This is a genomic window from Mycobacterium sp. MUNTM1, assembly GCF_054660795.1.
In genome coordinates this window covers 27,222-51,804 of sequence record NZ_BAAGDE010000014.1, presented here as the reverse complement: position 1 = coordinate 51,804, position 24,583 = coordinate 27,222, and the positions used below count along the sequence as shown (strand labels likewise).

Sequence of the window (24,583 nt, the reverse complement as noted above, 5' to 3'; positions counted from 1 at the left end):
GCTCATCTGCAGCGAGGTCGCATTTCCTAAGGGGAACCCGTCGGAATGCGAATCAATCGTTGACACCGTCACGACGCAGCCGGTTCTGGTGGCCTAGTCTCGGCTTGCCCCTGGAGCCGGCGGCTATTTCCTCGATAGGCCTGGTAGAGATTCACGACCGCCAAGACCATGACGAGCAGCGGGATGAATGGGGGTTTGATCCCTAGGGGTAGGACGTTGGCCGGAACACGGGGTTGTAAATGCACGTAGGTCGCAATTCCCATGTTGACCACGAGCGCGGCTGAGGCGACGAACACTATTGGGCGATAGAGGTTTGGAATCTTGTGCCTGAAGCATGCGGGCAACAGCAGGCCGAGTCCGATGGCCATTTCGCCGACTTTACCTAGGGGGATGCTGAGCCGTGGCAGGTCACTTTCGGTGATCTGCACGTCGAACATGGTGCGAAACGGCTCGAAATATTTTAAGAATCCGAACATGAACATGAATACGCCGAGAAACATCGAGTTGTACTTCAATATCCTGTTGTCTTGGGTGTGATTCACAAGTTCCTCTCAATTGGTTAGTGACTCTTCACCGTGGATTTGGCATGATTGGTCGTCTCCTGCCTGATCGTGGAAAGAGGCGACGGTTGAGGGTTTATAGGCGGGCGTCGCGGACCGGGTCCCTCCAAGATGATGTGTTGACCACACTGCGGATCATGCCGAGGGAAAAGTGGACCGGCAATTCCAATTCGGATAGTGTCCGGCCGTGGCGACAAACGAACGTGATTCTGCGCCCCGGCTGACGCCCCGCGGATTGGTCACCAAGGCTCGCATCGTCGCTGAAGCCACATCTCTGGTCCGTGAGCGCGGCGTGGCGGGAACGAGCCTCGATGCGGTGATGACGGCCAGTGAGACCAGCAGGTCGCAGCTCTATCACTACTTCGCCAACAAAGACGCTCTGATCAGCGAAGTAATCAAGACTCAGCTCGGGCGAGTCATCGCGGCACAGGAGCCACGCCTACGTGAAGTGACATCCTGGAGCGGTCTGCAGCGTTGGTGCGAGCATCTCGTGGCCACGACCCGCACGACACAAGGCATCGGCGGCTGTCCCCTCGGCTCCCTCGTCAGCGAGCTCGCGGACCGATCCGAATCCGCGCGCCTCGAGCTGGCGCGGTCGCTCGCCGAATGGCAGTCCTACCTATCCACCGGCTTCGCGGTCATGCGCGACAACGGCGAACTCATCGGCGAAGCCGACCCCGACGAACTGGCATTGACGATGATGAGCGCACTGCAGGGCGGACTGCTCATGGCGCAGACCACACGCAGCGTTCGTCCCCTCGAACTGGCCCTCAACATGGCACTCGGGCACATCTCCGGATATCGGTCCAACCCGATCCGATCAACAAGCGTCAACGCCGGTTGTCCAGTGTCGATGAGGTCATATTGTCGCTCTACGCGAAAGGGCTCCCGTCACGCCTCGTGCCGAAGCGTGAGCGCGCGCACCGGGCATGCCCATTCCGCACGTTCGACCGCCTCGACATCGGGGTCGTCAGGTTCGGGATTGACGATCTCGACCTTGCCCCGTTTGGGAACGCGGAAGTGCTCGGGCGCTTCGAGTTCGCACATCGCGTGCCCTTGACATAGGTCGAGATCCACCTCGATCCGAACCGCCATGTCTTGTCCTCCTCGACCGCGCGGTTGCCGGGTCGAATGACCCTAGTTAGTGTCATTGACACTCAGTGTCTAGTAGCTATACCGTGCCGATTATGCACATGGTGTCGAAGCCGCTCAGGGTCATCCAGTGGGGAACGGGCGGCGTCGGTCGCGCCGCCATCGACAACGTCGTCAATCACCCTGACCTAGAGTTGGCCGGCTGCTGGGTACACAGCAGCGGCAAGAACGGGCGCGACGTCGGGGAGATCGCCGGGCGTGAGCCCCTGGGGCTCACCGCAACATCGAACATCGATGAGCTACTCGCACTCGATGCCGACTGTGTGATGTACAGCCCGCTGATGGCCAACGACGATGATGTCAAGGCGATCCTGCGGTCAGGTAAAAATATTGTCACACCCGTCGGCTGGGTGTACCCGGACCTGACCAACCCCAAGGTGCAGGCCATCCTGGACGCGGCGAACGACGGCCGGGCAACCCTGCACGGCTCGGGGATCCACCCCGGCGGAATCACCGAGCGATTCCCGTTGATGGTGTCGGCACTGTCGTCGGCGATCACGCACATCCGCGCCGAGGAGTTCTCCGACATCCGGACTTACAACTCACCCGACGTGATACGTCAGATCATGGGCTTCGGCGGTAGTGCCGAGGACGCCGTGCGCGGCCCGATGGCAGCGATGCTGGCGTCCGGATTCAAAATGTCGGTCCGGATGGTGGCCGACTACCTGGCATTCCGGACCGACCCGCAGATCAGGACAACCCAGGAAGTCGCCGTGGCAACCAGCGACATCGATTCTGAGGTGCTGCCCATCGCGGCAGGCACCGTCGCCGGTCGCCGCTTCCGCTGGGAGGCACTCGTCGACGGTGAACCGGTGATCACCGCTGCGGTCAACTGGCTGATGGGTGAGGCTGATCTCGACACCGGTTGGACGTTCGGTGATAGCGGCGAACGGTTTGAGGTGGAGATCACCGGCGATCCCGATGTCAGCCTGATCTTCAAGGGGGTACATCCCGAGTCGATCACCCAAGGGCTCGAACGCAACCCCGGGGTGGTGGCCACCGCCAACCACTGCGTCAACGCCATCCCCTATGTCTGCGCCGCGCCTCCCGGCATCAAGACCTATCTGGACCTCCCCCTGATCGCCGGAAGACCGGCGCGCAAGCTCTCGGCGGTGAACTCATGATCCTCGACGATTTCCGGGTGACCGACGAGGTCGCCGTCGTATCCGGTGGCGGCGTCGGTATCGGCCGTGCCATCGCGGTCGCCCTTGCCGAGGCGGGCGCCGACGTCGTCGTTGCTGCGCGCACTGAATCCGATCTCGCCGAAACGGTCCGCCAGATCGAGGCAACCGGGCGGCGCGGGTTGGGCGTCGTCGCCGATGTCATGTCCGACGACGACCTCGGCCACATCGTCGAGGAAACCCTGGCCACCTTCGGCAAACTCGACATCTTGGTCAACAACGCCGGTGGTACCCAACCTCGACCGGCGATCCACACCTCGTCGCGCTACCTGAGCACCGCCCTCCATTTCAACGCGGTCGCACCGTTCACGCTCAGCAAGCTCGCCGCGCAAGCCATGGTCGACAGTGGCGGCGTCGGCTCGATCGTGAACATTTCCTCTCGCTCGGGTGACATGGTGATGACGTCGTTCGCCGCCTACGGCGCCGGCAAGGCCGCGCTGAACATGTTGACGCAGAACCTCGCCGCTGACTTTGCACCCCGGATCCGGGTCAATGCCGTCGCGGTGGGGGGCGTCGCGACCCAGTCGATGGATTTCGTCACCAACAATGCCGACTTGCGCGACGAATACGTTCGCAACACACCGATGGGACGGATCGGGAATCCTCGTGATGTGGCCGCCGCGGTGCTCTACCTGGCCTCACCGGCGTCATCCTGGGTCACCGGGGTGATCCTTCGCGTGGACGGCGGGACGACCAAACCGTCCTTCGACATCCCCGCTACGCCACCCCAGCCAACCACGGTCGTAGTTGACTGACCATCGACATCCCCAGGAGGACGATGTGAGCACCCACCAGATCCCCTTGTCCGACGTGCGGTTTTGCCATCTCGTGATCGGCGTCACCGACATGGACCGCGCCCTGCAGTTCTACCAGGATCTGCTGGGGATGGACGTGGTGTTCGACCGGCTCATCTCCGGGGAACCCTTCGAGGCCGCGTTGCATGCGTCACGTAAGCAAGGGGGTCGCGTCGTTGGAGGCCTGGTCGGTGGCCTGATGCTCGAGCTGTTGAGCCTCGGTGGCGCTCCTGCCGACGCGGCGAACGGCAAACGTCGCGGCATCATCGGCGTGCAGAACCTCGCGCTGTCGGTCGCCGATATCGACGCGACCCACCGCGCGGTCCTCGCCGCTGGCTACCACCCCGACCAGGAACCCTTCGCGATCGATCAGGTCCGGATGTTCTTCGTCAAGGATCCCGACGGGACACCGGTGGAATTCATCGCGCTGCCCGACGGGGCCCGTAGCACCTACGAGATGTACCGGGGCGAACCGATCCTGCTCGGCCCGCGGACATGACTGCCGCCGATGATTGGGGACATTTCAGAAGAACAACCCACGTTGCGCGACCGGCAACGGGCGGCGATCCGCGCCGAGCTGCGCCGTGCCGCGCACCGGTTGTTCACCGAACGTGGCTACGACGCGGTCAGCGTCGATGACATCGCGGCCGCTGCGGGACTGTCCCGACGCACGCTGTTTCGCCATGTCGCTAGTAAAGAGGATCTACTTCTCGACCCGCTGCGCCACGGCGGCGCTGCCATCGCCACGTTGCTCGACCAGCAACCCGCCGATATCAGCCCCGACACCGCACTGATCAATGCCATCGTTGCGCGGGCAACGGCCTTCGAGGACACCGAAACCCAGGGTTGGCGGGCAGCGGTCCTGAGGGCCCCCGGGCTACTCGACAAAGTCACCATGGTGAACCCGGCCGACCGCGAGCGCATCGTCAAGGCCATCGCCGACCGCATGGGTGCCGAACCCGAGCCCGCCACCGACTTGCGCCCCGGTTTGCTGGTCCAACTTGCCTTTGCGGCAGGGGATTTCGGTTTCCAACAATGGATTCGCCAGCCGCTCGGCAATACCAAACCTCTGCACGCGTGGGTCCAGGAGTCGCTCCAGGGCATCGTTGGCGCGCAGTGGCGACGTCCGCTACCGAACTGATCGGGAAAGAGCATTCATGTCGACCGTCGACGCACCCTCCATCGGCTACTCTCACCGCGACTCGCTGCGGGATCGAGTCGTGATCGTCACCGGCGCGGCCCGTGGCCTCGGTAAGGGCATCGCGCACGCGCTGCTGCAGCGAGGCGCCTCGGTGCTGCTCACCGACGTCCTCGAAGATGCGTTGAGCGCTACCACAGCCGAGCTGCGCGCAGCCGGATTGCCGGCGCAGGCGTTCGTGGCTGACCTCCGCGACCCCGACAGCACACCGCAGATCGTCCAAGCGACCCTCAATGCGTTCGGCAGCCTGCATGCTCTGGTCAACAACGCGGTGGCCAGCAACGAACCCAAAGCCTTCGCCGACATCGACCGAGCCGACTTCGAGCTGGTCTACGACACCGGGCCACGAGCCACCTTCGGACTCATGCAGGCGGCACGGCCCGCGTTGGTCGCCGCCGGCGGTGGGTCCATCGTCAACGTCGGCTCCGTATCCGGGACCGCCGGCGAGGCGAACTTCGGTGCATACGCCAGCGCCAAGGAGGCCATCCGCGGGATGTCGAAGGTCGCCGCGCTCGAATGGGGTACGGACGGCATCCGCGTCAACGTCATCTGCCCACTGGCGGAATCCGACGGAACCAGGCTGTGGCGCCAGGCCGCCCCCGAGCACTACGAGCGGACGATCAACCGAATCCCACTCAAACGGATCGGCAACGCCACCACCGACGTGGGCGCCCTCGTCGCATTTCTGATCGGTGACGACGCGACCTACCTCACCGCGCAGACGATCTTCGTCGACGGCGGATCCGGATCATTCCGCTAAGTCTGGCCCAAAAACGTTGTCCGGTAACGTCTTGAGGTCGTCTCCGCGACGGCCCGCAACCCCGCGCCGGAGCCGCCCCTGCCATCGGGGTAGTACTCAATCGCCCATTCCCGGATCGCGGTGAAGCCACGTAATTCCGCGTTCGCAGCAGCGGGCGGATCCGAATAACGCGGGTGCTCCCAGATATTGACGTCGCCGAGGACCTGGCTGATCACGCCGTAGGCGAACCGTAGGGCCCTCGCCTCGTCCCGTGGCGTGTCGTCGCCGAGCGCACCCCCGATGAACACCATGAAACGCATGTCCGACGTGTACTCGTCGAAACGAGTGATCGCCGAGAGCCTGCGGTGCCCGCCGTGCCCCAAGTCGTGGTGACGGCGATACGCGGGCCGCCGTTGATCGCCTGCACCCAGTCCGTTGACCCGATCAACGGACTGGGTGTCGTCGCGCCTTCGAACTTGACGGTGAATTGACCTCCTCGCGCGACTGAACGTCGCGGGATTCCCTATGCCGCTTGCGCGTCATCGGGTCTACTCGCGAATGTCCGCGCGGTCTTCGTGGCCACATTTCACGCACTGGAACGCCGGCTTGGCTCTTACGGTTCTCCTTCACGCTGTGGCCGCAGTTGCGGCACTGTAGCCTGCTGTAGGCGGCCGGCACCTCGAGCAGGGGGTACCCCCCAGATGCGGACGTCTTATCTTCCAGCCGCTGCGCGATCGAACCCCAAAGCAGGCGTGTGCTGATTGGCTCTGTCGTCGAAAATCCTTAATGCCTCGGCGGTTTAGCCCACTGGGAAGTACTGGCCGATGATGCGGGCGATCTCGATATACAGGGGGATTCCGACGGTGACGTTGTAGGAAAACGTTAGGCCCAGTGACGCTGCCAAGGGCAGGCTCGGGCTGGCTTCGGGGATCGCTAGCCGTTGGACTGCGGGCACCGCGATGTAAGACGCCGCACCGCACAACACGGCGAACAGCACGTAGGTTCCCGGCTTAAATTCGCTGTGTGTGAAGTAGGCATAGGTGTGTGCCACGAGGATCCCCAGTGTCGCGAAGAGGTTCGGTGCTATCAGACCGAAGACGATAAAGCCCAGACCTGCTGACTTCAGGTCTCTTAGCCGACGGGAGGCCGTCATCCCCGCCTCGAGCAGGAACAAGCACAGCACGCCTTGGAACGCCGACACAAAGAACGTGTCATCGTCGTGAATTACCTTTTGGCCCTGCAGCCCACTGATGACGCCGACGATGACAGCCCCGATGAGCAGACACAGCCCGGGGTTGAGCAAGACCTCCCGCAGGGTGGTTGCTGGCCCGTGGATCGGCAGGGTATCCCCAGTGGAAGGTGTGCTCTCGGGATGCTTCCGTGTTTGGAGGGAGTGGTCCCGTTCTGACTCGGTCTTGTGCTCTCGCGGGGCTTCTAGGCTTTGGCCGAGGGCGGGCTGACAAGCCGTTCCAGGCCCGTCGCCAACGAGCGCTGCTGCGGTGTAGCCGCGCTCGCCAGGCATGTTTCCTGCCGGGTCCATCCCACGAGCGCGCAGCCGGGCGACTAGATACAAGGCGACTAGACAGCCTGGAATCTCCATGATGGCCAACATGACTGGCATGTAGGCGTCGAACGCGATGGCGACGCTGGTGAGGACGGCCACGCAGGTGGCGAAAGTCCCGGCCGAGTCTGAGCCGTAATACCCCGCTACGGTGGCCCGATCGATTTGCCTCAGCCTCGCGAGGTGGGTGATCAGGAAGTAGGCGAGGAGGCCGATGGCGAAGTTGAGGAGAAAACCTACAACCATGAATCCCACGATGCTGGCGATGCTCGCCGGGTTGATCTCAGCAAGTTCTTCGCCGCCGTGCCAGCCGATCGCGATCAGGAGGTACATCGTCAAACCCTGGTAGACCACGTAGGGGATCTCGAAGCGTACCTTCAGAATCGGGATCAAAAACCCGAAGTAAAAAAACAACAGAAGTGGCTTAAAGAGGTTGTGGATGAAGTTCTGCCAGAACTCGTAAAGCATTGATCCTCCTAGTAATTGGTGTCAGCAACCAGCAATAGGCCAGTGTCGGGGGCGGACATCCTGTCCTGGGCCTGCGTCGCTGTGACGAGTTCTTTGGTGATCCTCGCGGAGCGACTGTGGGGTGAGAAGAGATACGCGGAATCGGTCGCCCCGTCGTTGAGCAAGTAGAGACCTTCAGAAGCGGATTCGGCGCCCATCGTGAAATACCGCTGAATTGATGGAGCAAAGGCGATCAACGCCACGATTGGCGGAATCTGCCGGGACGCACCGGTGAACATGACCAGCTCCTACCCATCAGGGTGGATCGCGCGACTCGACGATCCACGGGTAGAAGCCATTAGCTCTGTCTGGGGGCCAAATCGGCCGAACAGTCAGTGCGTAGAGCGAGCCCCATCGCTTTACTGCTTGTACTGCAGACTTTACACGCCAACCTGCGCGGTGAAAACCCAAGACACCCATCGGGAGCCGAGGCCGAGGTCGACTTCGGTGAGGTCTGGGTGATGCTGGCCGGTGTAAAGACCAAGTGTCACATGTTCGTGTTCTGGCTGGCCCACTGTGGCAAGGCCATTCACCGGGTCGACCCGACGCAGGGTCAAGAAGCGTTCCTGGAAGGACACATTGAGGCGTTCACCGCGATCGGCGGGGTACCGACCCGTCATATCCGCTACGACAACTTGACCAGCGCGGTCGCCGCTGTGCTGCACGGCACTACCGATCGGCGGCGCATCGAAAACCAGCGCTGGGTGCTGTTCCGATCCCATTTCGGGCGGTGCCCAGGTGGGCGATCATATCCCGGTTGAGTGCGGGTTGATGATCGAAGTTGAAGTCCTCCAACGACTTGCGGGTCGGGAAACCAGCGGAGCGGATGCGGGTCGCCGCGCCGGAGGCTTCACGCGCGGCGACTTCCCGGGCGAGCACCGCCGCCAGATACTCTTCGTGGCTCAAGCCACCGTCACGGGCTTTGCTCGGCCGGTCGGGCAGCGGACTCGCGGATGCGTGGCGCCTTGAGCGCTTGGGCGCAGTGCAGGACGGCCTTGATCGGATCCTCGGCCACGATCAGGCCACCTCGCCATCGGAAGTGATTGTGCCAGTGGTGAAGTCGACACCGAAGGCGCGGTCGTAATCGGCCAGATCGCGCACCAGGTGATCACCCGCCGCCAGCGGTGTGCCGGCTTGGAACTGCTGGCGCAACGCCGCCGCGGACTGGACGTGGGCGCGATCGGTGAGGGTTTGTCGCGCCGCCCAGCAGCGGTCACGGGTCGCCAGCAGGCGCCCGGTTCGGCTTACCGTCACCTGGTTCAGGGTGCTGATCACGTCGACGAGTTGGCCGATCATGTTTGGGTCCACGGAGTAGTCGTTGCCGGCCACCCGCACGTAGTAGTCGCGGCTTAGCCGTACTGAGGTCACCGTCTGGACCGTGGGCGCCACCGGTGGCAGGGTCAGCGTCTGGGCTCGATCAGCGTCCAGGAAGTCGATCGGACGGCCATCGAGGACCCGCACCCGGCGACGGTTGGCCGCTGGAAGCCATTGCCTCAGTTGATCGTTGAAATCCACAGGTGAGATGAAGTTACGCCTGGGCAGGAACGAGGTCTCCAGATATCGGTTGGCTCGCTCCACCATCCCCTTGGATTCAGGGTCATAGGGTTTGAGTTGCACCAACCGCGACCCGAGGGCGCCCATCGAGGCAGTGACCGGATCGGTTAACCGGCCCCGGCGGCTGACCCCGGCCTCGTTGTCCCACCACAACTCATGAGGCACCGCAGTGAAACTGCCCGCGAGCAGCTGCCACATCCCGGCCACCAGATCCGTGCTCTGGCGCGAGGGCAGCATCACCGCGGCGATGAACCGGGAGAACGCGGCCACCATCACCAACACCGGCAGCATCGCCTCCTGGCCGAACCCGACCGGAATCTTCGGTGCCGCGAACCACAGGTCGCACTGAATCACCCGGCCCGGTGGATGCTCGAGGCGGTCGACCGGATCAGCAGGCAAGTACTCCGGGCGGATCGCCCGCACCCGCTGCCGAAACCAGGAGATCGAACCCGTCCAGCCGACCCGCTCGGCGATCACCGTGGGCGGCAGTTGCGGATAGGTCGACAACAAGGCCCGAATCCGCGGCTCTACTGCGTCGATCGCCGACGGCACCGAGGTCCGCTCGTACTTCGGCGGACTATCGCTGGCCACCGCGGGCGCCACGGTGTCACGCGCAATGCCCAGTTGTCGTGCGATGGCCCGCTGCGACAAACCCTCGTTACGGTGAAGATGCCGGATCAAAGCCCACTCTTCCAAGGAGATCACCCATCCAATCTGACTGGGTGGCCTACTTTTCAACCGCCGCGACTGGCCGGGTTTTCAACCGTCGTCAACTGCCCTCGGCACTCCACGCTGGGTTGGGTCAGATGCGCGGTGCCTTCGCCTGGTGCTTCCGGTCGCAGACCACAAGCACGCGACGGCGGTCTTTCTGGGACGGATTGTTCCGTCGCATCGACGCTGGGCCCTGCGGTCGCCGCACATGAGGGCGAGGGAAACGCTAGCGCGCATCGGGGGAGTGCTCCAACCAATGTCCGCCCCGAGGTTCTCCCGCACCCAAACGCATGTGTCGAGGTTGCCGCCGGCGGTCGCGGGGGCCGACACCCGCACGGTCATGCGTGCGTGAGCCGTGGTCGCTGTTTAGGCCTGGATCGATCGCAGTGGTGCCGTGGAGGGGAGGATCGATGCTTGAGCTTATCGAAAAGGTGTGAGCACCGAAAAACACCTGACTCCTTTGCTTTTCGTGCGCAGCGCCTACCATGCCCAGCGGTGCTGGGATGACCATTTTCTTCTTTGCCGAGCGCGGTTACCGGGTTCTCGCACCGAGCCTGCGTGGCCACGGTGGCAGTGCTCTTTCGCAGCTGCTGAGCGATTGGTCGATCGCAGACCTCATCATCGACGTTGCCTCTGTCGCGGCAGGACTGCCCAGTGCTCCGGTGGTGATCGGCCGTTCGATGGGCGGCTTCGTCGTCCAGACGTACCTTGAAGTCCACGATGCACCCGGCGGCGTCCGGGTCGCGTCGGTGCCACCGCGCGGGCTGAAAGCGATGGCCTCGTGTCACCAGGGCTCCGCCACCGGCCTCGACAATGCGACCCGATGTGGAATTTCCCGGGGGCGTAAGAACCGCTGAGTTCCGATTTGGGCGAGCGCTTTGGCGACTCCACGCTCCATCCCGTACGGAGCGCCGGCGAGCGCGACAGACCTTTCGGGCCTGCCTCCTGCCCAGGTGGTCGGGTGCAGCGCCCATCTGAAGGCGGCCGAGTCGGAGGGAGAGAACCGCATTTGATCGCACTTCACCGGCCAGCGCCTTGGTCGGCCGCAGCCCGTGGGCGACACCGACACATATGGCTGTCCGTACCTGGTCCAGGGACCGGTCACTTCCTTGCAGGCAACCCGGTCGGGCAGGTGTCCACGATCCGCGTGCCCGCAGTGGTGGTGCATTGACATTGTCAGTGCTGCAGGCGTAATTTCCCAATACGTCTCAGTGTGTGACTTAAATCAAGAGGCTGGAATGGAATTAACAGAGTACAGCGGACCTTTTCGCCCCGATGCGCGGCTCGATGACTTCAGTAAGCAGACCATTGGTCGCGTGCTGGTCGCGTGGAACCGGCTGAACTTGGTGTTAGACCGCTGGTGGCAGGATCTCGCCATCGCCCAAGGGGTTGACCTCCGCGAAGCGCATGCCAAGATCTGGAACAGTTGGTCCAAGAAGCGTCCACGCACGATCCGCGAGGCGGTCGGCATCGATGGCCAGGATTTGGTTTCTTTTCTGAAGTGCCTGCAGCTGGATTCGGCCCTGTGTTATCAGGTCTATGACCTCGAGTGGGAGCTGCAGCCCGCCCGGGCAGCGATATTACGCGTCGACGCGCCAGTCGCGTTGCCTCCGTTGGCGGACTTGTCGCACGCGGACACCGACTACGTGGCGGGATGGCTGGATCCTTGTTCGCTGCAGCGGATGGCGCGGGTGTTTCACGAGCGCATTGAGGTGCGTGAACGGCAAACAAGTTCTCATTACCGAGAATTCGAGTTTCTCCTCGACGATGACGGGCCGGCTGGTTTGTTGCCCGTTGATCGTGGACCTGCCGCTGAACTGGCTGACTACGGGGGCCCGTTCCGGCCCAACCTGCGCTACGAGGACTTTTCCAAGGACCGGTTGATGAAGCTTGCTGTGGTCTATGCCGGCCTTGGTCTTGATCTAGATGGGCTTTGGCAGATGACGTTTCGAGGAGCTACCGACGACAAGACCGGAGTGCTGGCCGAGGTGAAGCTGTGGGGTCAGGGCAGTGATTACTGGCAAACCCAGACCATCGATGCCTTGGGGATCCGGGGTAACAACGTGACCGCGGCGATGAAGGCCATGCAAATGGACCCACAGCATCTGCTGTTCCGTCTGGACATGGAGATGATCGACGACACTCGCGGAGTTTGGACCAACCGGCATTGCCATGCGGTGGAGTTCTCCGAGGCCACCGACGACTTGTACATGCAGATGCATATGTGCAAGCTCGATTGGACGGCCTACCGCAACGCGGGGCGGCACTTCAACGTCAACATCGAGGCGTTTCCTCACGAATTGCCGCCGCGATGTGGGTCAGACGTGTGCTGTAAGTGGGAGTTTCGGCTGCTGCCCGAAACCCAAATTAGTTGACACAACTCGTGCTTGACTAGCCTCTTGAGCGATAGCCAACTGACGAAAGGTAAGCCCGTGAGCAAAGTCGCTTTGATCACCGGCGCGAGCAGAGGCATTGGGCGCCAGTGTGCTCTGTCGCTGGCCGAGCGTGGATTCGATTGTGTGGTGGCCGCGCGCACCATTACAGGCAACGAGGTCAACGAGTACACCCGTGCGGGCACTGTTCAGGTGCGCACCATGCCGGGTTCCTTAAGGGAGACCGCAGAGTTGGTGGAACAACGCGGTCAGCGCGCGGCCGTCGTGCGGCTGGATCTTACCGATCAGGATTCCGTCGAACGGGCCGCCGCGGCTGCCCTGGAAGCGTTCGGGCGCATCGATGTGTTGGTGAACAACGCGATCTATCAAGGCCCTGGAATCCATGACACGGCGCTGCAGGTGGATCCGCTGGACTTGGCGACCGTGTACCGCGCCAATGTGATTCATCAATTGCTACTGATCCAGCGACTACTGCCCGAAATGATCAAACGTCGGTCAGGCTCCATCGTCAACCTGGTCTCAGGGGCGGGAACTGTCGATCCGCCGGTCTCAGCCGATAAAGGTGGTTGGGGCTTTGGCTACGGCTCGTCGAAGGCGGCGCTGATTCGTCTCGCCGGCTTCCTTGACGTCGAAAATCCCCACTGTGGAGTCAACTTCTTCGCCGTGGACCCGGGACTGATCCTGACAGAACTGATGCGCGAGATGGGTCTCACCGATGAGTACGTGAAGAATTTCGGTGGTGCGCCCGTAGAAGTGGCTGGCGAAGTGGTGGCCTGGCTGGCCACGTCACCGGAGGCACGACAGTGGCACAACAGACTGCTGCGGGCGCAGCCGCTGTGTAAAAAGCTTGGCCTGGTTCCTAATTGGCCCGAACCGGCGCAGGCTCCGGTCGCCTGACACCTCGCCCTCGTACACCTCGCCGCCCGAACGCGGACGAATTCCCGAAAGGAACGATTATGCCCAGTCGCTATGCACATCTGTCGCGGAATCGATTGGCCGATCTGGTGTTACACCTTCAGCTGGCTGGGCACCTCATCGATCGGTCGGCGATTCCGCAAACAATGCATGCAGTCAGCCGTAAAGAGCTCATTGACATCATCATCGATGAAGACGTCGCCGCGACACCGATCTATCACAAGAGGTTGCAACGTGCGCTCAAGTTTGAGTCCGATGATGTCACAACCTTTTTCAAGGGCATCCAGCTCGAGATCTTGGCGCCGCCACAATACATGGATTTCGAATTCATCGTCCACGGGCCCCGCGACGCCGAGTTCATCCTGCGGAGCTGCGGGTCGCTCCTGGATTTTGAGCCGATAGGGGAGGGCTTCGTGCGCGCGATGTGCCATGACGTCGAAGACCCGACGTTTGATGGCACCGCAATCGCGACCAATCCGCGCATGCAGTGTCGCCCCATCCACCGTCCACCACGGGTACCGGCCGATCGGGAACCGCACTGCCACTGGACGGTGAAAGTCGACGACGCCTATCCGGCGGTCTCCGTGCATCCGAACCAGTTGGTGCTCGAAGCCCATCACGTGGCCAATCTGGTACTCGACGAGATCGACCCGGCCGACGAAGGCGCTTCGGACTATTCGGGTCCACTCGTGGACAACGTCGACTACCACGCGTTTTCCCGATCGGCGCTGATTCGATTGGTTGATGAGATGTGCATCCAGATGCACCTGCTCAACCAGTCTTGGCGGATTGCCATGGCCCCACGGACCACCAAGGAAACGCTTCACGACATAGCCGTGAAGTCGCTTATCGGTCACGCAGCGGTCACTGCCGAGCGCATCCATAAGGTGCTAGGGCTGCCGAGCACCCTCGAAGCGGCTGCAGATGTGCTTGAGTTACACCCGATTTTCAACCCCTTCGGCTACGTCAATCTCACCCGCGACGGTGTGAGATTGCGTATCACCAAATCGATCGCCCACGACGATGAGGCATGGATCTGTCTTGTCGGTCCGCACAGTGTTGGACCGCTGCAAGCCGCGGTGCGGGCAGTGGATCCGCACTTCGATGTGGAGGTCGCGGGCACAGACACCGATTGGTCACTGGAGGTCGTGCGACGGGCAATCCCGGCCAAAGAGGACCCAAATGTGTCGTTGGTCCGCGCAAGCAACGCCACCGCTTTCCAGTTCAAGCAGCGTAAATCACTTCCCCTGACTGTCATCAAATAGTGCCCGTGCGGCCCAATCGCCGAACGGACCACGAAGCGAGGAAAGCAAGGATTCATGGTGTTGCGTGTTGTGCAATGGTCCACCGGTAACGTCGGACAGAAGGCGCTGCGGGCGATCATCGATAGCCCTCGTCTAGAACTGGTCGGTGTACATGCCCACAATGTCCACAAGATCGGGGTGGACGCCGCAAAATTGTGTGGTCTCGACGAACCGACGGGCATTCTCGCCACCGACGACATCGATGCCCTCATCGCGCTGAGGCCCGACTGCCTGTCCTATTCCACCCTGGCACCCGATGTGGATGTCATGTGCCGGTTTCTTGAGGCGGGGGTGAACATTTCCGGCACTGCAGGCTTCATCACCGGCGAGCATCTCGGCACTGACGCTCTTCAGCGTCTAGAAAAAGCCTGCCTGGCCGGCGGCGCATCGCTTTACGGCAGCGGTCTCAACCCGGGCCTGTCAAACATCTTGGCGCTGGTCGCCTCCAGTGTCTGCGACCGAATCTATTCGGTCTCAGTCACCGAGAGTGTCGATGTCACCGACTACGCATCCAAGGAGACATGGGAGGCATTGGGTTGGGCGAGACCCCTAGGGGCCGAAGGGCAGAACGCGGCCACCTTAGAACGCACCAGCGAACTGCGTGAAGCAATGGAGATGACCGCCAACGGACTGGGCATCGAGATCGACGATGTCAAGTTTGAAGTCGAGTACGCCGTCACCAAAGAAGAGATCGTCCTGCCCTACATGACCTATCCGGCGGGCACTGTCGCGGGGCAACGCTCGACTTACCACGGAATGAAAAACGGGCGCAGTGTCGTGCGCCAACACATCTGCTACCGCGTCCAAGGTAGCCTCGAGCCGGAATTTCCGCTCGTGCACGGGTATCTCGTTGAGATCGAAGGCGAGCCGTCCGCCGAAGTCCTGTTGACGTTCCCGAAACCACACGTCGAAGGGGTTAACCGGGAACGTAAAGCAATGGCCTCTGGGATGGTCGCCACCGCAATGCCCGCCGTCAACGCAATCCCCGCCGTCTGCGCCGCCCCTACCGGCATCCGCCACGCCTACGAACTGCCGATCATCACCGCATTTGGCGTCGAATACACCCCACCGGCGCACTAACACCCAATTCGCTCTCAGCGCAAGGCGCTGACAGCGAATTGGGTGACAAAGTCGGTCAGGTCACGGTGCCGACGAAATGTCTGCTGCTGGGTAAGCACGCTGATTGCTCCCACCACAGCGTGTGCAACCGCTGCGTGATCAAAGTCGTGGCCGACCTCGCCGCGTGCGGCTGCGTGGGAGAGCACCTCGTCCCAGCGGTCGATGTGCGCGCGGGTATAGCGGTCTTCCACCTCGGCCGTCAACGCCGGGTCAGCGATCAAATCCGCCTGTAGGCCGGGCAGGCCGACCGCCATTTCGCGGCGCATGTAGCGCCGCGAAACGCTGTCCACCAGCACTCGCACGTCCCCCTCCAACGTCCCCGTATCGGGCGCGATCCCATCTGCGGCATCGTCGAACAACACCTCAGCCACGATCTGCGCCTTGTGGCGCCACCATCGATAGATCAGCCGCCGCGACACATCTGCGCGGCGTGCGATCGCATCGATGTTGACCGAACTGTAACCAACTTCGCGCAGCAATTCACGAGTCGCATCCAACACCGCCTGGTGACGAGCTGAATCCCGCCGGCGGCCGGGACCTACTCGGATGTTGTCCGCGTCGGCAGTGGTGTGGGGCATCGATTCAGACTAGACCGCCAGGTAGTGGCACAGACCCTGGCACCCACCGGCCCGGGCGCCGCGGCGAACCGCGTTCACGGTCTGCCGGAATTTTGAGGGTCCCCTGGACGGCTAATATCGGCCCTGTTGGGCGCTGGTTGCCTCGTAGACGGGCGAATTCGGGCCGGGTCATAACGTCCTCGCCGAGCGGGGTTTCATGCCGCAGTTGCGGGCCATTCTCGGCAAGCATGCCGATCAGCCGGCCACCGTTGTATTGCCACGACTGATGCGAGCTTTCGACGAAACGCTCGCCAACGCTGATCTGATGTCGCTGTTTTTCGCGGTGAGTCACGCCGATGGAGCGCTGAGAAATTTCGTCGCGACAGGACAGCACCTGTTGCAGTCCTACCTGAGCTCGCGTGCGCTTGGCGCGCCGGCATCCCGAGGTCTGCGCCGACGTCGTAACGGCCGTCGGAGGGAATGTCGCCGTCGGCATCCGCATCTCCCAAGCCAAGGTCTCCGACAACGACCACCGATGGGCCGGCGGCCAAGACGATGCCGCCGTCATCTTCACCGCGCTTGCCGACACTGGCATCGACTACATCCATCTACACCTTCTTCGCGCCGATGGTCATCATTTCACCTCTGCTCATCTTTCTGATTTTGCTCAAATCCAGGTCGTGGACGAAGTGAGGTTCGGTGTTGGTTAGAGACGGATCCGACGGCAACAATCGCTCACCTCTGAGGAGCTGGGGGTCGCTGGCCCTGGGTGCCTCGCGCGCGGACCTTGAGCGCCGCCACCTGGGACTTCCGACCCGATGAGTCGAGCGGGCCGTCACTGCCAAGATCGGGGCGCGACGCAATAACGCACCGGCAACGCGGTGTTTAAAGGCTACGAAAGCTGTTGCTGGACAAGCGAAGAAGGCTGTTCTGCTCGCATTGATGGATTCGCACGGCAAGTTCGACGGTGAAGGAACCGTAGCCACGTCACGCAGCTGCGGCTCAAAGATTGTCGATGATGTTGAGCTGAACCTGGTTGATGTGGAACGTATTTGAAGTATCCGGCAGCAAAGGGCTGCTTCTTAGGCAAGAAACGTCACTGTGAGGCGCTAGCGTGGTCGGGGAGACTGGCGACGTCGGCGGCCTCGGCTTGCGCCCGCGCCTTCCAGCCGCGCAGCGTGCTGTGCTCTGCGATCGGGATCTGCACAAACGTACGGTTATAGGATCCGCCACGAAGATGAGAAAACGGCGTCCGCCAGTTTGATGAGAATTTTGCAAATCCGCAGGTGCAAGCATCGCCGTCCGCCACGTTGGATGGGAACCTACAGCTGGGCCGCCGGCGTTGAGGGCGGCGATGGTGGCGGGGTCATCGACGATGACGAGCGTGCCGCCGAAACTGCTGTATTTGGCGGGCAGGCCGCCGTATCCGCCGCCGCCGGCGCCCGGGTCGGTGCGCAGCAGCAGCATGACGTCGCTGCGTTGAGCGATGTAGTCGACGTCGTCGATGTTGAACGGGACGGTTGGTGGGCCGCCGGGGGCGCGTTTGTAGTGGGTGTTGTAGGGGAAGCCGATGCTTTCCAGGTAGCTGCTCGGCGGTGATGGGACCGCCGCCGCGGTGGTGTTGGTCCCGGTGTAGTTGACCGCGACGATGGATTTGCCGCCGAAACTTCGATGCTCGGAGCGGATCTGGTTCTGCTCGGACTGCGCCTTGTCGACCAAGGTTTTGGCGGTGTCGGTGCGGCCCAGCGCGGTGGCGATCCAGTTCAGTTGGGCCTGCCAGTTCCAGTCTTGGGTGTTGTCGGCGGGTTGGGTCAGCGTGGGGGCGATCGCGGCCAGCGAGTTGTAGGTGGTCTGGTCGATGTTGTCGGTGTCGATGATGAGGTCGGGTTTGGCAGCGGTGATGGCGGCGGTGTCGGCGGCGGCGAAGACCGGTGGGGTGGAATGGATGAGCGGCTGCAGCCAGCTCGGTGTGGTCGCGCCGGGCGCGTTCATCACCACTACAGGGGCGCCGAGTGAGAGCACGGCATCGGGGTCGCCAGCTCCGAGCGCGGCGATGGCCATCGGGCGGTGCTCGAGTTTGAGGGTGCCGAATTTGGTGTTCAGGGTCTGCGGTTGGTATGGGCCCAATCCGGTCCTGGTGGTGCCGAACAGGTGAATGCCCACCACTGTCGCTGCGACCAACGCGGCAACCACGATGGTTGCTCCCACGATCAGCCGGGTGCGGTTGCGGCGCTTGGGTTTAGGACCGGACTCGGTTGGGCGACCGGTCGGGGTTGAGGGGGGCGGTGCGCCCGTGAACGGCTGCGGCGCCGCTCCATTCGCGGATGCTGCGCGGGGATCATAGGCCGGCCACACCGGTGCGGAGCCCGCCGGTAGGGAAGGTCCGGTGGGTGGGTAGGTCAGGGTGGGATTGGTCGGCTGGGATGGACGAGGTCCGGTGATGGTTGGCGGTGCCGGATTGTTAGTCAGCGCCGCAGTAGTCGCCGCAGCCAGTTCGCCAGCGGTCTGGAAACGATCAGCTGGATTTTTGGCCAGCGCGCGAGCCATCACCTCGTCGATCTGCGGTGGCAGGGTGGGGTTGATGTCGCTGGGGTGCGGGACAGGCCGCATCAGGTGTCCGACCAATATGGCCTCAAGGGACTTGTTGGAGGGGTCCTCATACGGGGTGCGGCTGGTAAGCAGCCGAAACAGGGCACACCCCAGCGAGTAGATGTCGGTGCGGTGATCGGCGGGTCGGCCTTCGATGGTCTCCGGCGCGGCGTAGGCCGCGGTGCCGACCATCGAGCCCGTCGCGGTCAGGGCGGTGGCATCGTCGAGAGCGCGTGCAATGCCGAAGTCCGCCAATAACACTCGTTCACGCTCACTGCCGGGCGCTGCGACGAGGAAGTTGCCGGGTTTGATATCGCGGTGTAAGACGTGCTGCGAGTGGGCGTAGTCGAGTGCGGCGGCGACGTCGGTGATGATGCGCACGATACGGGCCGGGGTGAGGTTGGCGCGGTCCAAATCGTTGGCGGCGGTTCCTTTGACGTATTCCATGGCGATCCACAGGTGCCCGTCGGTTTCGCCTCGGTTGTAGACCCGCACGATGTTCGGGTGGTCCAGGCTCGCGGCCAGGTTGGCTTCGCGGATGAAGCGCTCCCTGAATTGGCGGTCTCCGCACAGTTCGCCGGACAGGATTTTCAGCGCCTCGCTGCGGGGCAGCGTCGGGTGGCGGGCCAGATACACTGTGCCCATCCCGCCCTGGCCCAGCACGCCTTCGATGCGGTAGCCGGCGATGATAGTTCCTACATCAAGGGGCATTCAGCGGCTCATTTCCCTGTCAGCATGCGGTATTGGGCGGCCATCATCTGGTGCACAGCGTGTTCTTGTTCGTTTTGCATCTCGAATGCGTAGCGGTCGGCGCGGGCCACGCACCAGTAGCCCAGGGTTTCGTTGAAGCATTTCGCCTTGGGCATGCCGCTGATCCCGCCGACCTGGTTGGGCCCGGTCTCATCGGCGACGAGGCGCGCCGCGGAGGCCGTGTCGGGGGTTTGGTAGACGCGGGTTTCGAGGACGTAGGAGACCTGTTGCACGCCAGCGGATTTGAACATCGCCGCCAAGTGGACGGGGTCGCCGGTGGCCAGGTGCAGCGCCCCATGGGCGTCATAGATCCCGTCGCTGATCGATTCGTTTTCTTGGCGGGGGGCCACCGTGTGGGCCATCAACCCATCGGGGTCCAGCGGCAGTTGAGCCATCTGATCCGGCGGGGTCGGCTTGAATTTGTCGACCAGGAGCTGCTGCAAATCCAGTGTGGTGGCGATCAACCCGGCAGCCGTATCGGGTTTGTCAGCCGACGTCGCTGTTTGTGCCAGCACGTATTGTCCGTGTGCGGTCAAGGCGGTCACCGAGAACCGCGGGCCGGGGTCGGGGTATTGCGCTGTCCATTGGTAGGTCAGTGCCGTCGTAGCTGGGTATCGGGGAATCGAAAACAGTTGCGTCGGGATGGGTTTGGTGTCAAAGGGCATCGTCAGGGCAGCGCCTTTGGCTGCCATCGCGGTGATCGCGGCGCTCGCATCAGCCGGGCTGGCCAGTTCCAACACCGTGGTCAGCAGGTCCTTATAGGGGCCCTTGTCGGTGTGACGGGCGCTGGAAAACCCGGCCAGCAAGTTGTGGCCGTTAAGCGCCTCCCCCAGGGGGGCCCCGAGCAGCGCGTTGACCGCATCGACGTCTTTGACCACGCCGGATTCGATTTGCGCATAGTCGATCAGGTCGGCGTCGACCTCCCACGGGCCCACCACCACGCTGGCCAGGCGGCGCCCTTCGGCCCAGCCGCCGCGCAGCGCGTCGCCGGCCAACCCCAATGGGGCGCGGGGGGTGGTGGGGAAGTTCCCAGCATCGAGCAACGCCAGATTCACACCGTCGGGGCTGGCCTCCCCGGGGGCTTTGACCGCGCTGCCGGCGATCGTGGTACTGCAGGCCACCGTCAGCGCCGCGACTCCGACGGCCGCGGCGCGCAACCATGAACGGATGCGCCCGGTCATGGCGCGGTCAGCATCAGGTATTGGGCAGCCATGATCTGATGGGCCTCAACCTCTTGGGCCGCAGTGGCTTTGAACGCGTAGCGCGCTGCGGTGGCGATGCACACAAACCGCACCGCCCCCAGGTCGGTGATGTCGGGCCCGCGGTCAAAGCAGCGCGCTGAGGGTAGACCGTTGATGCCGGGGGCGGAGTGATAGCCCAGGAACGGCACGTCGATGCGGGCAAGCCCATCAGCGGCGCGCTGGGCGCCGGTGGTATCGACGGCCTCGTAGATGGTGGTGCGGTCGACGGCGACGTGGGTAATGCCGGCGTCGTTGTACATCGCCTGGGTGGCAACCGGGTCGGATCGGAAATGTAGTGAGCCGTGCGCGGAGTAGACCCCACCCTGGTTGACGTTGGGGTCGGTGGCCGGCACGGTGCGGGCCAGCAGACCGGTCGGGTCGGCCGGCAAGCTGGCCAGCCGATCGACTGGGGTGGCTTGAAAGTGGTCAGCGGCCGGGCCTTGCAAATCCAGGGTTTTGGCGATCATGTCGGCGACCGCCGCGGAGCTTTCCTTGGATCCGGCGAACTGGAAAAACACGTACAGGCCGTGCGCGCTGAACGCTGAGGCTTCAAAACCTCCTGACAGCGGGGCCACGTAGGCCCGCGTGTTGGGATAGTTGGGGATCGCCAGCCGGGTCGCTGGGATGTTGCCCGGGCGGATGGTGCCCACATCAGCGGCGGCCATCGCCGCAGCCGCATCCGTCGCGTCTTGGGGGCTGGGGAACCGAAACACCCCGTTGTCCAGGATCTTGGGCTTGTCAGCGCCGGCCTGTCCCTGTGGAGGTGGCGGGGTGGCGCGCCCACTGACGAAACCGGCCACGAAATGATGCGCGGCGGCGATCGCGGCGATCGAATCCCCACGCACCAGCGCCGATAGCCGTGTGGGCTCGGGAAACGCTGTCGTGGGCGCGATTTCGGCGTTCGTCGGGCTGATCAACGTGGCGTCGATCTGCCACGGTCCGGCCACCATGTCGGCCATCCGCTGGGCCTCGACGCGGCGCCCGGCGGCGTCATCGGCGACGTTGCCCAAGGGGGGGCCGGGGCCGGCGCGGATAGTTACCGGGGTCGAGCAGGGCCGCGTTGGCCGCCGCGGGCGCCGGGCCGCCGGATTTGACGGCTACCCCCGTCACCTGGTTCGAGCAGCCGCTGCCCACGACGACCACTACGGCGAGGCTGAGCAGCAGCGGCGATAAGCCCCGGCGCGCGGCGGCGATGCTTGTGTGTCGGATCTTCACCGGGCGGCTTTCGCTGATCCGCTCCGGCGCCTGTTGGGCCGTTTGCCCGACCAGCGCCGCAACGCCATGCGGTCGATGAAGATGGCGCTGGCCGCCCGCCGTTCCGAGACAGCCTTGTCGGCCACCGCCATCACCGCGAGTTGGCGGACTCGGGCACCGAGTCGCTTCTCCTGGTCGCGAATGCGATGCCATTCGGCACCGTCAGCGTCCAGGTCAGCATTGTCGTTGAGATAGTCGATCGCCGCGTCGACCGCGCACTGCTGTAAGTCGGGATTGTCCGGATACAGCAGTGCGGCCTCGCGCGCGGCGCGGTGCAGGCGGTTCCGCGCCGCAGCATCCAGCTGGCGGGCGCGCGCGCTGTTGAGCAGCGTCGCCATCGGCTCAGCCGCCGATTCGTCGCGCACGTCCGATCCCTCCTTTTCTCAGGTCCCGCGGCCGGCCTGTGTGCGCCGGCAACGATGGGGAGAATGGTAGTCGCTACTACCAGGGCGTCAGCTTCGATCGCTGATTTTGCCCATCATCGCCCTGGCCACATCGCTGGCGTCCTTGCCTGGCGCGGGCGCCACGTCGCGGAAATAGACCGCCTCGACCTCCACCAGGCAATTGCCCCGCACACCGAGCGCGCGCACCCGCCGCAGTTTCGTGTGCAGGTCTACCTCTTCCACGGTGGCTTCCACGACTGAAGCACCGGCGTGCACCTCGGTGATCTCATTCTGAAATCCCAGGCCGCTGTCGAGGCGCTGACCGGCGCACCGCGACCACTGCGAACCGAATTTCTCAAACAACGCATTGGCCGCCGCCGTGTTCGGTAACGCGACCACACCCTCGACGAGATCGATCACCGTGGGAAATTCGCCGACATCGGCGGCCCACCACTGTTCGTGAGCAACGTTGACCACCTGCGCATTACGGTAGGCCTCGCCCATCAGGATGTGCGCCAGCGAGGCGCAATCGCTGCGTGAAGCGTCCGGCCAGTCCCAGTACATCTCCGCCGGGCCGCCGAACTTCGGCGGCATACTGTCATCGAGTTTGAACGATTGACCGAACACGTGGGACAACTCAGCATCGGTCAGCATCGCCTGCTTGATGACTTCGCCGACCAGCGGGCGCGGTTTGAGGTCCGGCGCCGCGCGCACAGTGCCGCTGACGACATCAGCGCAACCGGCCACCAGCGTGATCAACGCCGAGGACACCAGCACCAGGATCAGCCGAACGACATTGGGCGCCAAGCGCATCCAAGCCATGGCCGCTCCTCTCTTCTCGCGCGAGTAGCAACGGTGGGTCTGGTCAGCGGGGGTTGACACGATCGGCCATCCGGGTCGCGATCTTGAGGCCCTGATCGGTGCGGTTATTACCGCAGCTGCGCACATCGATGACGATGTTGTTGCGGGCGGTCATGGCCCGTTGGCACTGCCAGCCCCCCGCACCTTCCTGGGTGTTGATGATGCTGAGCATGCCGTCACGGTTGGCGACCGTGCTGGCCATCCAGATGCTGTCTGGTTGACCCCGCTCGAGCAGGCGCAAGGTGGCGCCGTTGCATTTCGGCCAGGCCGCAGCCTGCTTGGCCACGAAGTCGCTGGCCGCCGTGGCGGTCGTGAAGTAGATCGCGGCGCTGTTGTCCAGGTGCTCAACGACTTTCGGGTCCTGCAGGGACTGGGTGCGTATCCCTACCCAACCGGTGCCCTCAAGTTCGGACTCGAGCGCGGGGATTTGGATCTCGCCGCATTCGGGCCGGTCGGTATTCACGCCGCTGTAGGCCACGTCGTCGCTACCGGCGTCCGGTGTTGGCGCGATGTTCGTCGCGCCCTCGATGCTGCTGATGGTCGCCACATCCAGCAGCAGCCCGGGCAGCGCCGACAACGGCACCGTTGCCGCCGCTTGCCGCGTTGGGCTCGGGCTGGCCTGCGTCGAGGACGGGCGGGGGGAGCGAGTCACTGCCACGCTGCCCATGTCATCGGGGCTGCTGGCGACGTTGATCACGATTCCGGCGGCCACTATGGCGACTATGACCGCGGCGGCGGCGCCGATCCGGGCCCACAGGGGGAACCGCTGGTGGCGCGGCGCCGCGATCGCAGCAGGGTAGCCCGGGCCGGCGCCCCAGGACGGCGCCGGCGGCAGGGGCCGGACCGGGGGAGGGCCGCCTGCGAATCCGAGTGGCCGCCGCGGCAGCACCACGGTGGCTTCCTCGCCGGGCCCGGGGCCCATGGGCGGCATCGCAGCAGGCTGGTAGCCGTTGCGCATCGCGGCATTGCCCGATGGCGGGGCGGTCTGGGCGGTGCTGAGCGGCGGGTTCGCGTGGTGGGGCATCTGCTGTCCTTCGGGGATAGGCGAGGTTGCGGGGTGCGCAGTGGGTCGCTGTATGGCGGCCGGGGTTTGTCCAAGGCGAGGGGTGAAGCCCTCGGACGCTGCCGCGCTGTCATGCATGCTTTGGATTAGACCACAGCAAAAAACATAGCGCAATGGTTCATAACATTGCACCACTGTGGTTTTGTTGGTAGCGTCTGCATCCGTATCCACCAGGCCCAGCAAGGAGAACCGCCCGA

The 24,583-nt window shown here is 63.6% G+C and carries 24 protein-coding genes and 3 pseudogenes; 13 read left to right on the top strand and 14 right to left on the bottom strand.

Features of this window, described 5'->3' with window-relative positions:
* Positions 1 to 68 precede the first annotated feature (68 nt).
* Positions 69 to 542: a hypothetical protein gene (locus ACYQ8K_RS10520; protein WP_459968615.1), complete on the bottom strand. Its 474-nt coding sequence runs from the start codon at positions 540 to 542 to the stop codon at positions 69 to 71.
* Positions 543 to 747: 205 nt separating this feature from the next.
* Here ACYQ8K_RS10520 and ACYQ8K_RS10515 point away from each other — a divergent pair.
* Positions 748 to 1,323: pseudogene (locus ACYQ8K_RS10515) on the top strand (TetR/AcrR family transcriptional regulator); the annotation flags it as partial.
* 128 nt (positions 1,324 to 1,451) lie between these two features.
* Here ACYQ8K_RS10515 and ACYQ8K_RS10510 read toward each other — a convergent pair.
* The gene (locus tag ACYQ8K_RS10510) at positions 1,452 to 1,655 is read right to left on the bottom strand and encodes a ferredoxin (RefSeq protein WP_459968613.1); all 204 of its coding nucleotides are present in this window, start codon (positions 1,653 to 1,655) and stop codon (positions 1,452 to 1,454) included.
* Between the two features lie 98 nt (positions 1,656 to 1,753).
* Between ACYQ8K_RS10510 and ACYQ8K_RS10505 the strand changes: the two genes are divergently transcribed.
* Genes ACYQ8K_RS10505 through ACYQ8K_RS10485 form a run of 5 tightly spaced genes read left to right on the top strand, consistent with a single transcriptional unit; the run spans position 1,754 to position 5,645 of the window.
* Entirely contained in the window at positions 1,754 to 2,836 is a 1,083-nt protein-coding gene (locus tag ACYQ8K_RS10505; protein ID WP_459968708.1) for an NAD(P)H-dependent amine dehydrogenase family protein, read from the top strand.
* Entirely contained in the window at positions 2,833 to 3,648 is an 816-nt protein-coding gene (locus ACYQ8K_RS10500; RefSeq protein WP_459968611.1) for a glucose 1-dehydrogenase, read from the top strand. Before ACYQ8K_RS10505 ends, ACYQ8K_RS10500 begins: the two co-directional genes overlap by 4 nt.
* A 40-nt stretch (positions 3,649 to 3,688) precedes the next feature.
* A complete protein-coding gene (locus tag ACYQ8K_RS10495) occupies positions 3,689 to 4,186 on the top strand; it encodes a VOC family protein (RefSeq protein ID WP_459968706.1) in 498 nt (165 codons plus the stop codon).
* A gap of 9 nt (positions 4,187 to 4,195) precedes the next feature.
* Complete coding sequence (locus tag ACYQ8K_RS10490) at positions 4,196 to 4,828, top strand: TetR/AcrR family transcriptional regulator (protein ID WP_459968609.1); 633 nt, start codon at positions 4,196 to 4,198, stop codon at positions 4,826 to 4,828.
* A 40-nt stretch (positions 4,829 to 4,868) separates the two neighbouring features.
* The gene (locus ACYQ8K_RS10485) at positions 4,869 to 5,645 is read left to right on the top strand and encodes an SDR family NAD(P)-dependent oxidoreductase (protein ID WP_459968704.1); all 777 of its coding nucleotides are present in this window, start codon (positions 4,869 to 4,871) and stop codon (positions 5,643 to 5,645) included.
* Here ACYQ8K_RS10485 and ACYQ8K_RS10480 read toward each other — a convergent pair.
* The 3 genes from ACYQ8K_RS10480 to ACYQ8K_RS10470 form a co-directional block, all read right to left on the bottom strand.
* Entirely contained in the window at positions 5,642 to 6,007 is a 366-nt protein-coding gene (locus ACYQ8K_RS10480) for a hypothetical protein (protein ID WP_459968608.1), read from the bottom strand. The two genes, ACYQ8K_RS10485 and ACYQ8K_RS10480, sit on opposite strands and share 4 nt — an antisense overlap.
* Before the next feature lie 416 nt (positions 6,008 to 6,423).
* Complete coding sequence (locus ACYQ8K_RS10475; protein WP_459968606.1) at positions 6,424 to 7,653, bottom strand: sodium-dependent bicarbonate transport family permease; 1,230 nt, start codon at positions 7,651 to 7,653, stop codon at positions 6,424 to 6,426.
* Between the two features lie 8 nt (positions 7,654 to 7,661).
* Positions 7,662 to 7,931: a hypothetical protein gene (locus ACYQ8K_RS10470; protein ID WP_459968604.1), complete on the bottom strand. Its 270-nt coding sequence runs from the start codon at positions 7,929 to 7,931 to the stop codon at positions 7,662 to 7,664.
* Positions 7,932 to 8,105: 174 nt separating this feature from the next.
* Between ACYQ8K_RS10470 and ACYQ8K_RS10465 the strand changes: the two are divergent.
* A pseudogene (locus ACYQ8K_RS10465) lies at positions 8,106 to 8,420 on the top strand (IS21 family transposase); the annotation flags it as partial.
* 1 nt (position 8,421) lies between these two features.
* Here the strand turns inward: ACYQ8K_RS10465 and ACYQ8K_RS10460 are convergent.
* Positions 8,422 to 8,707, bottom strand: a pseudogene (locus ACYQ8K_RS10460) (ATP-binding protein); the annotation flags it as partial.
* A 2-nt stretch (positions 8,708 to 8,709) separates the two neighbouring features.
* Positions 8,710 to 9,951 (bottom strand): IS21 family transposase, encoded by a 1,242-nt coding sequence (gene istA / locus ACYQ8K_RS10455; RefSeq protein ID WP_459968602.1) that lies wholly within the window; start codon positions 9,949 to 9,951, stop codon positions 8,710 to 8,712.
* A gap of 509 nt (positions 9,952 to 10,460) precedes the next feature.
* Between istA and ACYQ8K_RS10450 the strand changes: the two genes are divergently transcribed.
* From ACYQ8K_RS10450 to ACYQ8K_RS10430, 5 genes are all read left to right on the top strand, one after another.
* Positions 10,461 to 10,814, top strand: coding sequence for an alpha/beta hydrolase (locus tag ACYQ8K_RS10450; protein WP_459968600.1), 354 nt, complete (start codon positions 10,461 to 10,463; stop codon positions 10,812 to 10,814).
* Positions 10,815 to 11,195: 381 nt separating this feature from the next.
* Positions 11,196 to 12,332, top strand: coding sequence for a hypothetical protein (locus ACYQ8K_RS10445; RefSeq protein ID WP_459968598.1), 1,137 nt, complete (start codon positions 11,196 to 11,198; stop codon positions 12,330 to 12,332).
* A 57-nt stretch (positions 12,333 to 12,389) separates the two neighbouring features.
* Positions 12,390 to 13,247 (top strand): SDR family NAD(P)-dependent oxidoreductase, encoded by an 858-nt coding sequence (locus ACYQ8K_RS10440; RefSeq protein ID WP_459968596.1) that lies wholly within the window; start codon positions 12,390 to 12,392, stop codon positions 13,245 to 13,247.
* A gap of 59 nt (positions 13,248 to 13,306) precedes the next feature.
* Entirely contained in the window at positions 13,307 to 14,530 is a 1,224-nt protein-coding gene (locus ACYQ8K_RS10435) for a hypothetical protein (protein WP_459968594.1), read from the top strand.
* 54 nt (positions 14,531 to 14,584) lie between these two features.
* Positions 14,585 to 15,649 (top strand): NAD(P)H-dependent amine dehydrogenase family protein, encoded by a 1,065-nt coding sequence (locus tag ACYQ8K_RS10430; RefSeq protein WP_459968592.1) that lies wholly within the window; start codon positions 14,585 to 14,587, stop codon positions 15,647 to 15,649.
* 14 nt (positions 15,650 to 15,663) lie between these two features.
* Here ACYQ8K_RS10430 and ACYQ8K_RS10425 read toward each other — a convergent pair whose 3' ends face one another.
* Positions 15,664 to 16,185: a TetR/AcrR family transcriptional regulator gene (locus ACYQ8K_RS10425; protein ID WP_459968590.1), complete on the bottom strand. Its 522-nt coding sequence runs from the start codon at positions 16,183 to 16,185 to the stop codon at positions 15,664 to 15,666.
* A gap of 479 nt (positions 16,186 to 16,664) precedes the next feature.
* Here ACYQ8K_RS10425 and ACYQ8K_RS10420 point away from each other — a divergent pair, with 479 nt between their 5' ends.
* Entirely contained in the window at positions 16,665 to 16,955 is a 291-nt protein-coding gene (locus ACYQ8K_RS10420) for a hypothetical protein (RefSeq protein WP_459968588.1), read from the top strand.
* A 292-nt stretch (positions 16,956 to 17,247) separates the two neighbouring features.
* Here the strand turns inward: ACYQ8K_RS10420 and ACYQ8K_RS10415 are convergent, their stop codons facing one another.
* From ACYQ8K_RS10415 to ACYQ8K_RS10390, 6 genes are all read right to left on the bottom strand, one after another.
* Positions 17,248 to 19,545, bottom strand: coding sequence for a serine/threonine-protein kinase (locus ACYQ8K_RS10415; protein WP_459968586.1), 2,298 nt, complete (start codon positions 19,543 to 19,545; stop codon positions 17,248 to 17,250).
* Positions 19,546 to 19,553: 8 nt separating this feature from the next.
* Positions 19,554 to 20,765: a DUF7373 family lipoprotein gene (locus tag ACYQ8K_RS10410; RefSeq protein ID WP_036473554.1), complete on the bottom strand. Its 1,212-nt coding sequence runs from the start codon at positions 20,763 to 20,765 to the stop codon at positions 19,554 to 19,556.
* Complete coding sequence (locus ACYQ8K_RS10405; protein ID WP_083063901.1) at positions 20,762 to 21,835, bottom strand: DUF7373 family lipoprotein; 1,074 nt, start codon at positions 21,833 to 21,835, stop codon at positions 20,762 to 20,764. The genes ACYQ8K_RS10410 and ACYQ8K_RS10405 overlap by 4 nt, the downstream gene beginning before the upstream one ends.
* A 201-nt stretch (positions 21,836 to 22,036) precedes the next feature.
* Entirely contained in the window at positions 22,037 to 22,444 is a 408-nt protein-coding gene (locus ACYQ8K_RS10400) for a hypothetical protein (RefSeq protein WP_036473556.1), read from the bottom strand.
* An 87-nt stretch (positions 22,445 to 22,531) separates the two neighbouring features.
* On the bottom strand, positions 22,532 to 23,221 hold the full coding sequence (locus ACYQ8K_RS10395; protein WP_198049005.1) for a sensor domain-containing protein: 690 nt from the start codon (positions 23,219 to 23,221) through the stop codon (positions 22,532 to 22,534).
* Between the two features lie 106 nt (positions 23,222 to 23,327).
* Positions 23,328 to 24,347 carry a sensor domain-containing protein gene (locus ACYQ8K_RS10390; protein WP_051641690.1) on the bottom strand — a complete coding sequence of 340 codons (1,020 nt, stop codon included), beginning with the start codon at positions 24,345 to 24,347 and terminating at the stop codon, positions 23,328 to 23,330.
* Between the last annotated feature and the right edge of the window lie 236 nt (positions 24,348 to 24,583).

Excerpts from the sequence above, each read along its gene's own strand:
- ACYQ8K_RS10510 (WP_459968613.1), bottom strand. The coding sequence starts at position 1,655 with ATGGCGGTTCGGATCGAGGTGGATCTCGACCTATGTCAAGGGCACGCG.
- ACYQ8K_RS10505 (WP_459968708.1), top strand. The coding sequence starts at position 1,754 with ATGGTGTCGAAGCCGCTCAGGGTCATCCAGTGGGGAACGGGCGGCGTC.
- ACYQ8K_RS10500 (WP_459968611.1), top strand. The coding sequence starts at position 2,833 with ATGATCCTCGACGATTTCCGGGTGACCGACGAGGTCGCCGTCGTATCC.
- ACYQ8K_RS10490 (WP_459968609.1), top strand. The coding sequence starts at position 4,196 with ATGATTGGGGACATTTCAGAAGAACAACCCACGTTGCGCGACCGGCAA.
- ACYQ8K_RS10475 (WP_459968606.1), bottom strand. The coding sequence starts at position 7,653 with ATGCTTTACGAGTTCTGGCAGAACTTCATCCACAACCTCTTTAAGCCA.
- ACYQ8K_RS10470 (WP_459968604.1), bottom strand. The coding sequence starts at position 7,931 with ATGTTCACCGGTGCGTCCCGGCAGATTCCGCCAATCGTGGCGTTGATC.
- ACYQ8K_RS10450 (WP_459968600.1), top strand. The coding sequence starts at position 10,461 with ATGACCATTTTCTTCTTTGCCGAGCGCGGTTACCGGGTTCTCGCACCG.
- ACYQ8K_RS10445 (WP_459968598.1), top strand. The coding sequence starts at position 11,196 with ATGGAATTAACAGAGTACAGCGGACCTTTTCGCCCCGATGCGCGGCTC.
- ACYQ8K_RS10435 (WP_459968594.1), top strand. The coding sequence starts at position 13,307 with ATGCCCAGTCGCTATGCACATCTGTCGCGGAATCGATTGGCCGATCTG.
- ACYQ8K_RS10430 (WP_459968592.1), top strand. The coding sequence starts at position 14,585 with ATGGTGTTGCGTGTTGTGCAATGGTCCACCGGTAACGTCGGACAGAAG.
- ACYQ8K_RS10415 (WP_459968586.1), bottom strand. The coding sequence starts at position 19,545 with ATGCCCCTTGATGTAGGAACTATCATCGCCGGCTACCGCATCGAAGGC.
- ACYQ8K_RS10410 (WP_036473554.1), bottom strand. The coding sequence starts at position 20,765 with ATGACCGGGCGCATCCGTTCATGGTTGCGCGCCGCGGCCGTCGGAGTC.
- ACYQ8K_RS10390 (WP_051641690.1), bottom strand. The coding sequence starts at position 24,347 with ATGCCCCACCACGCGAACCCGCCGCTCAGCACCGCCCAGACCGCCCCG.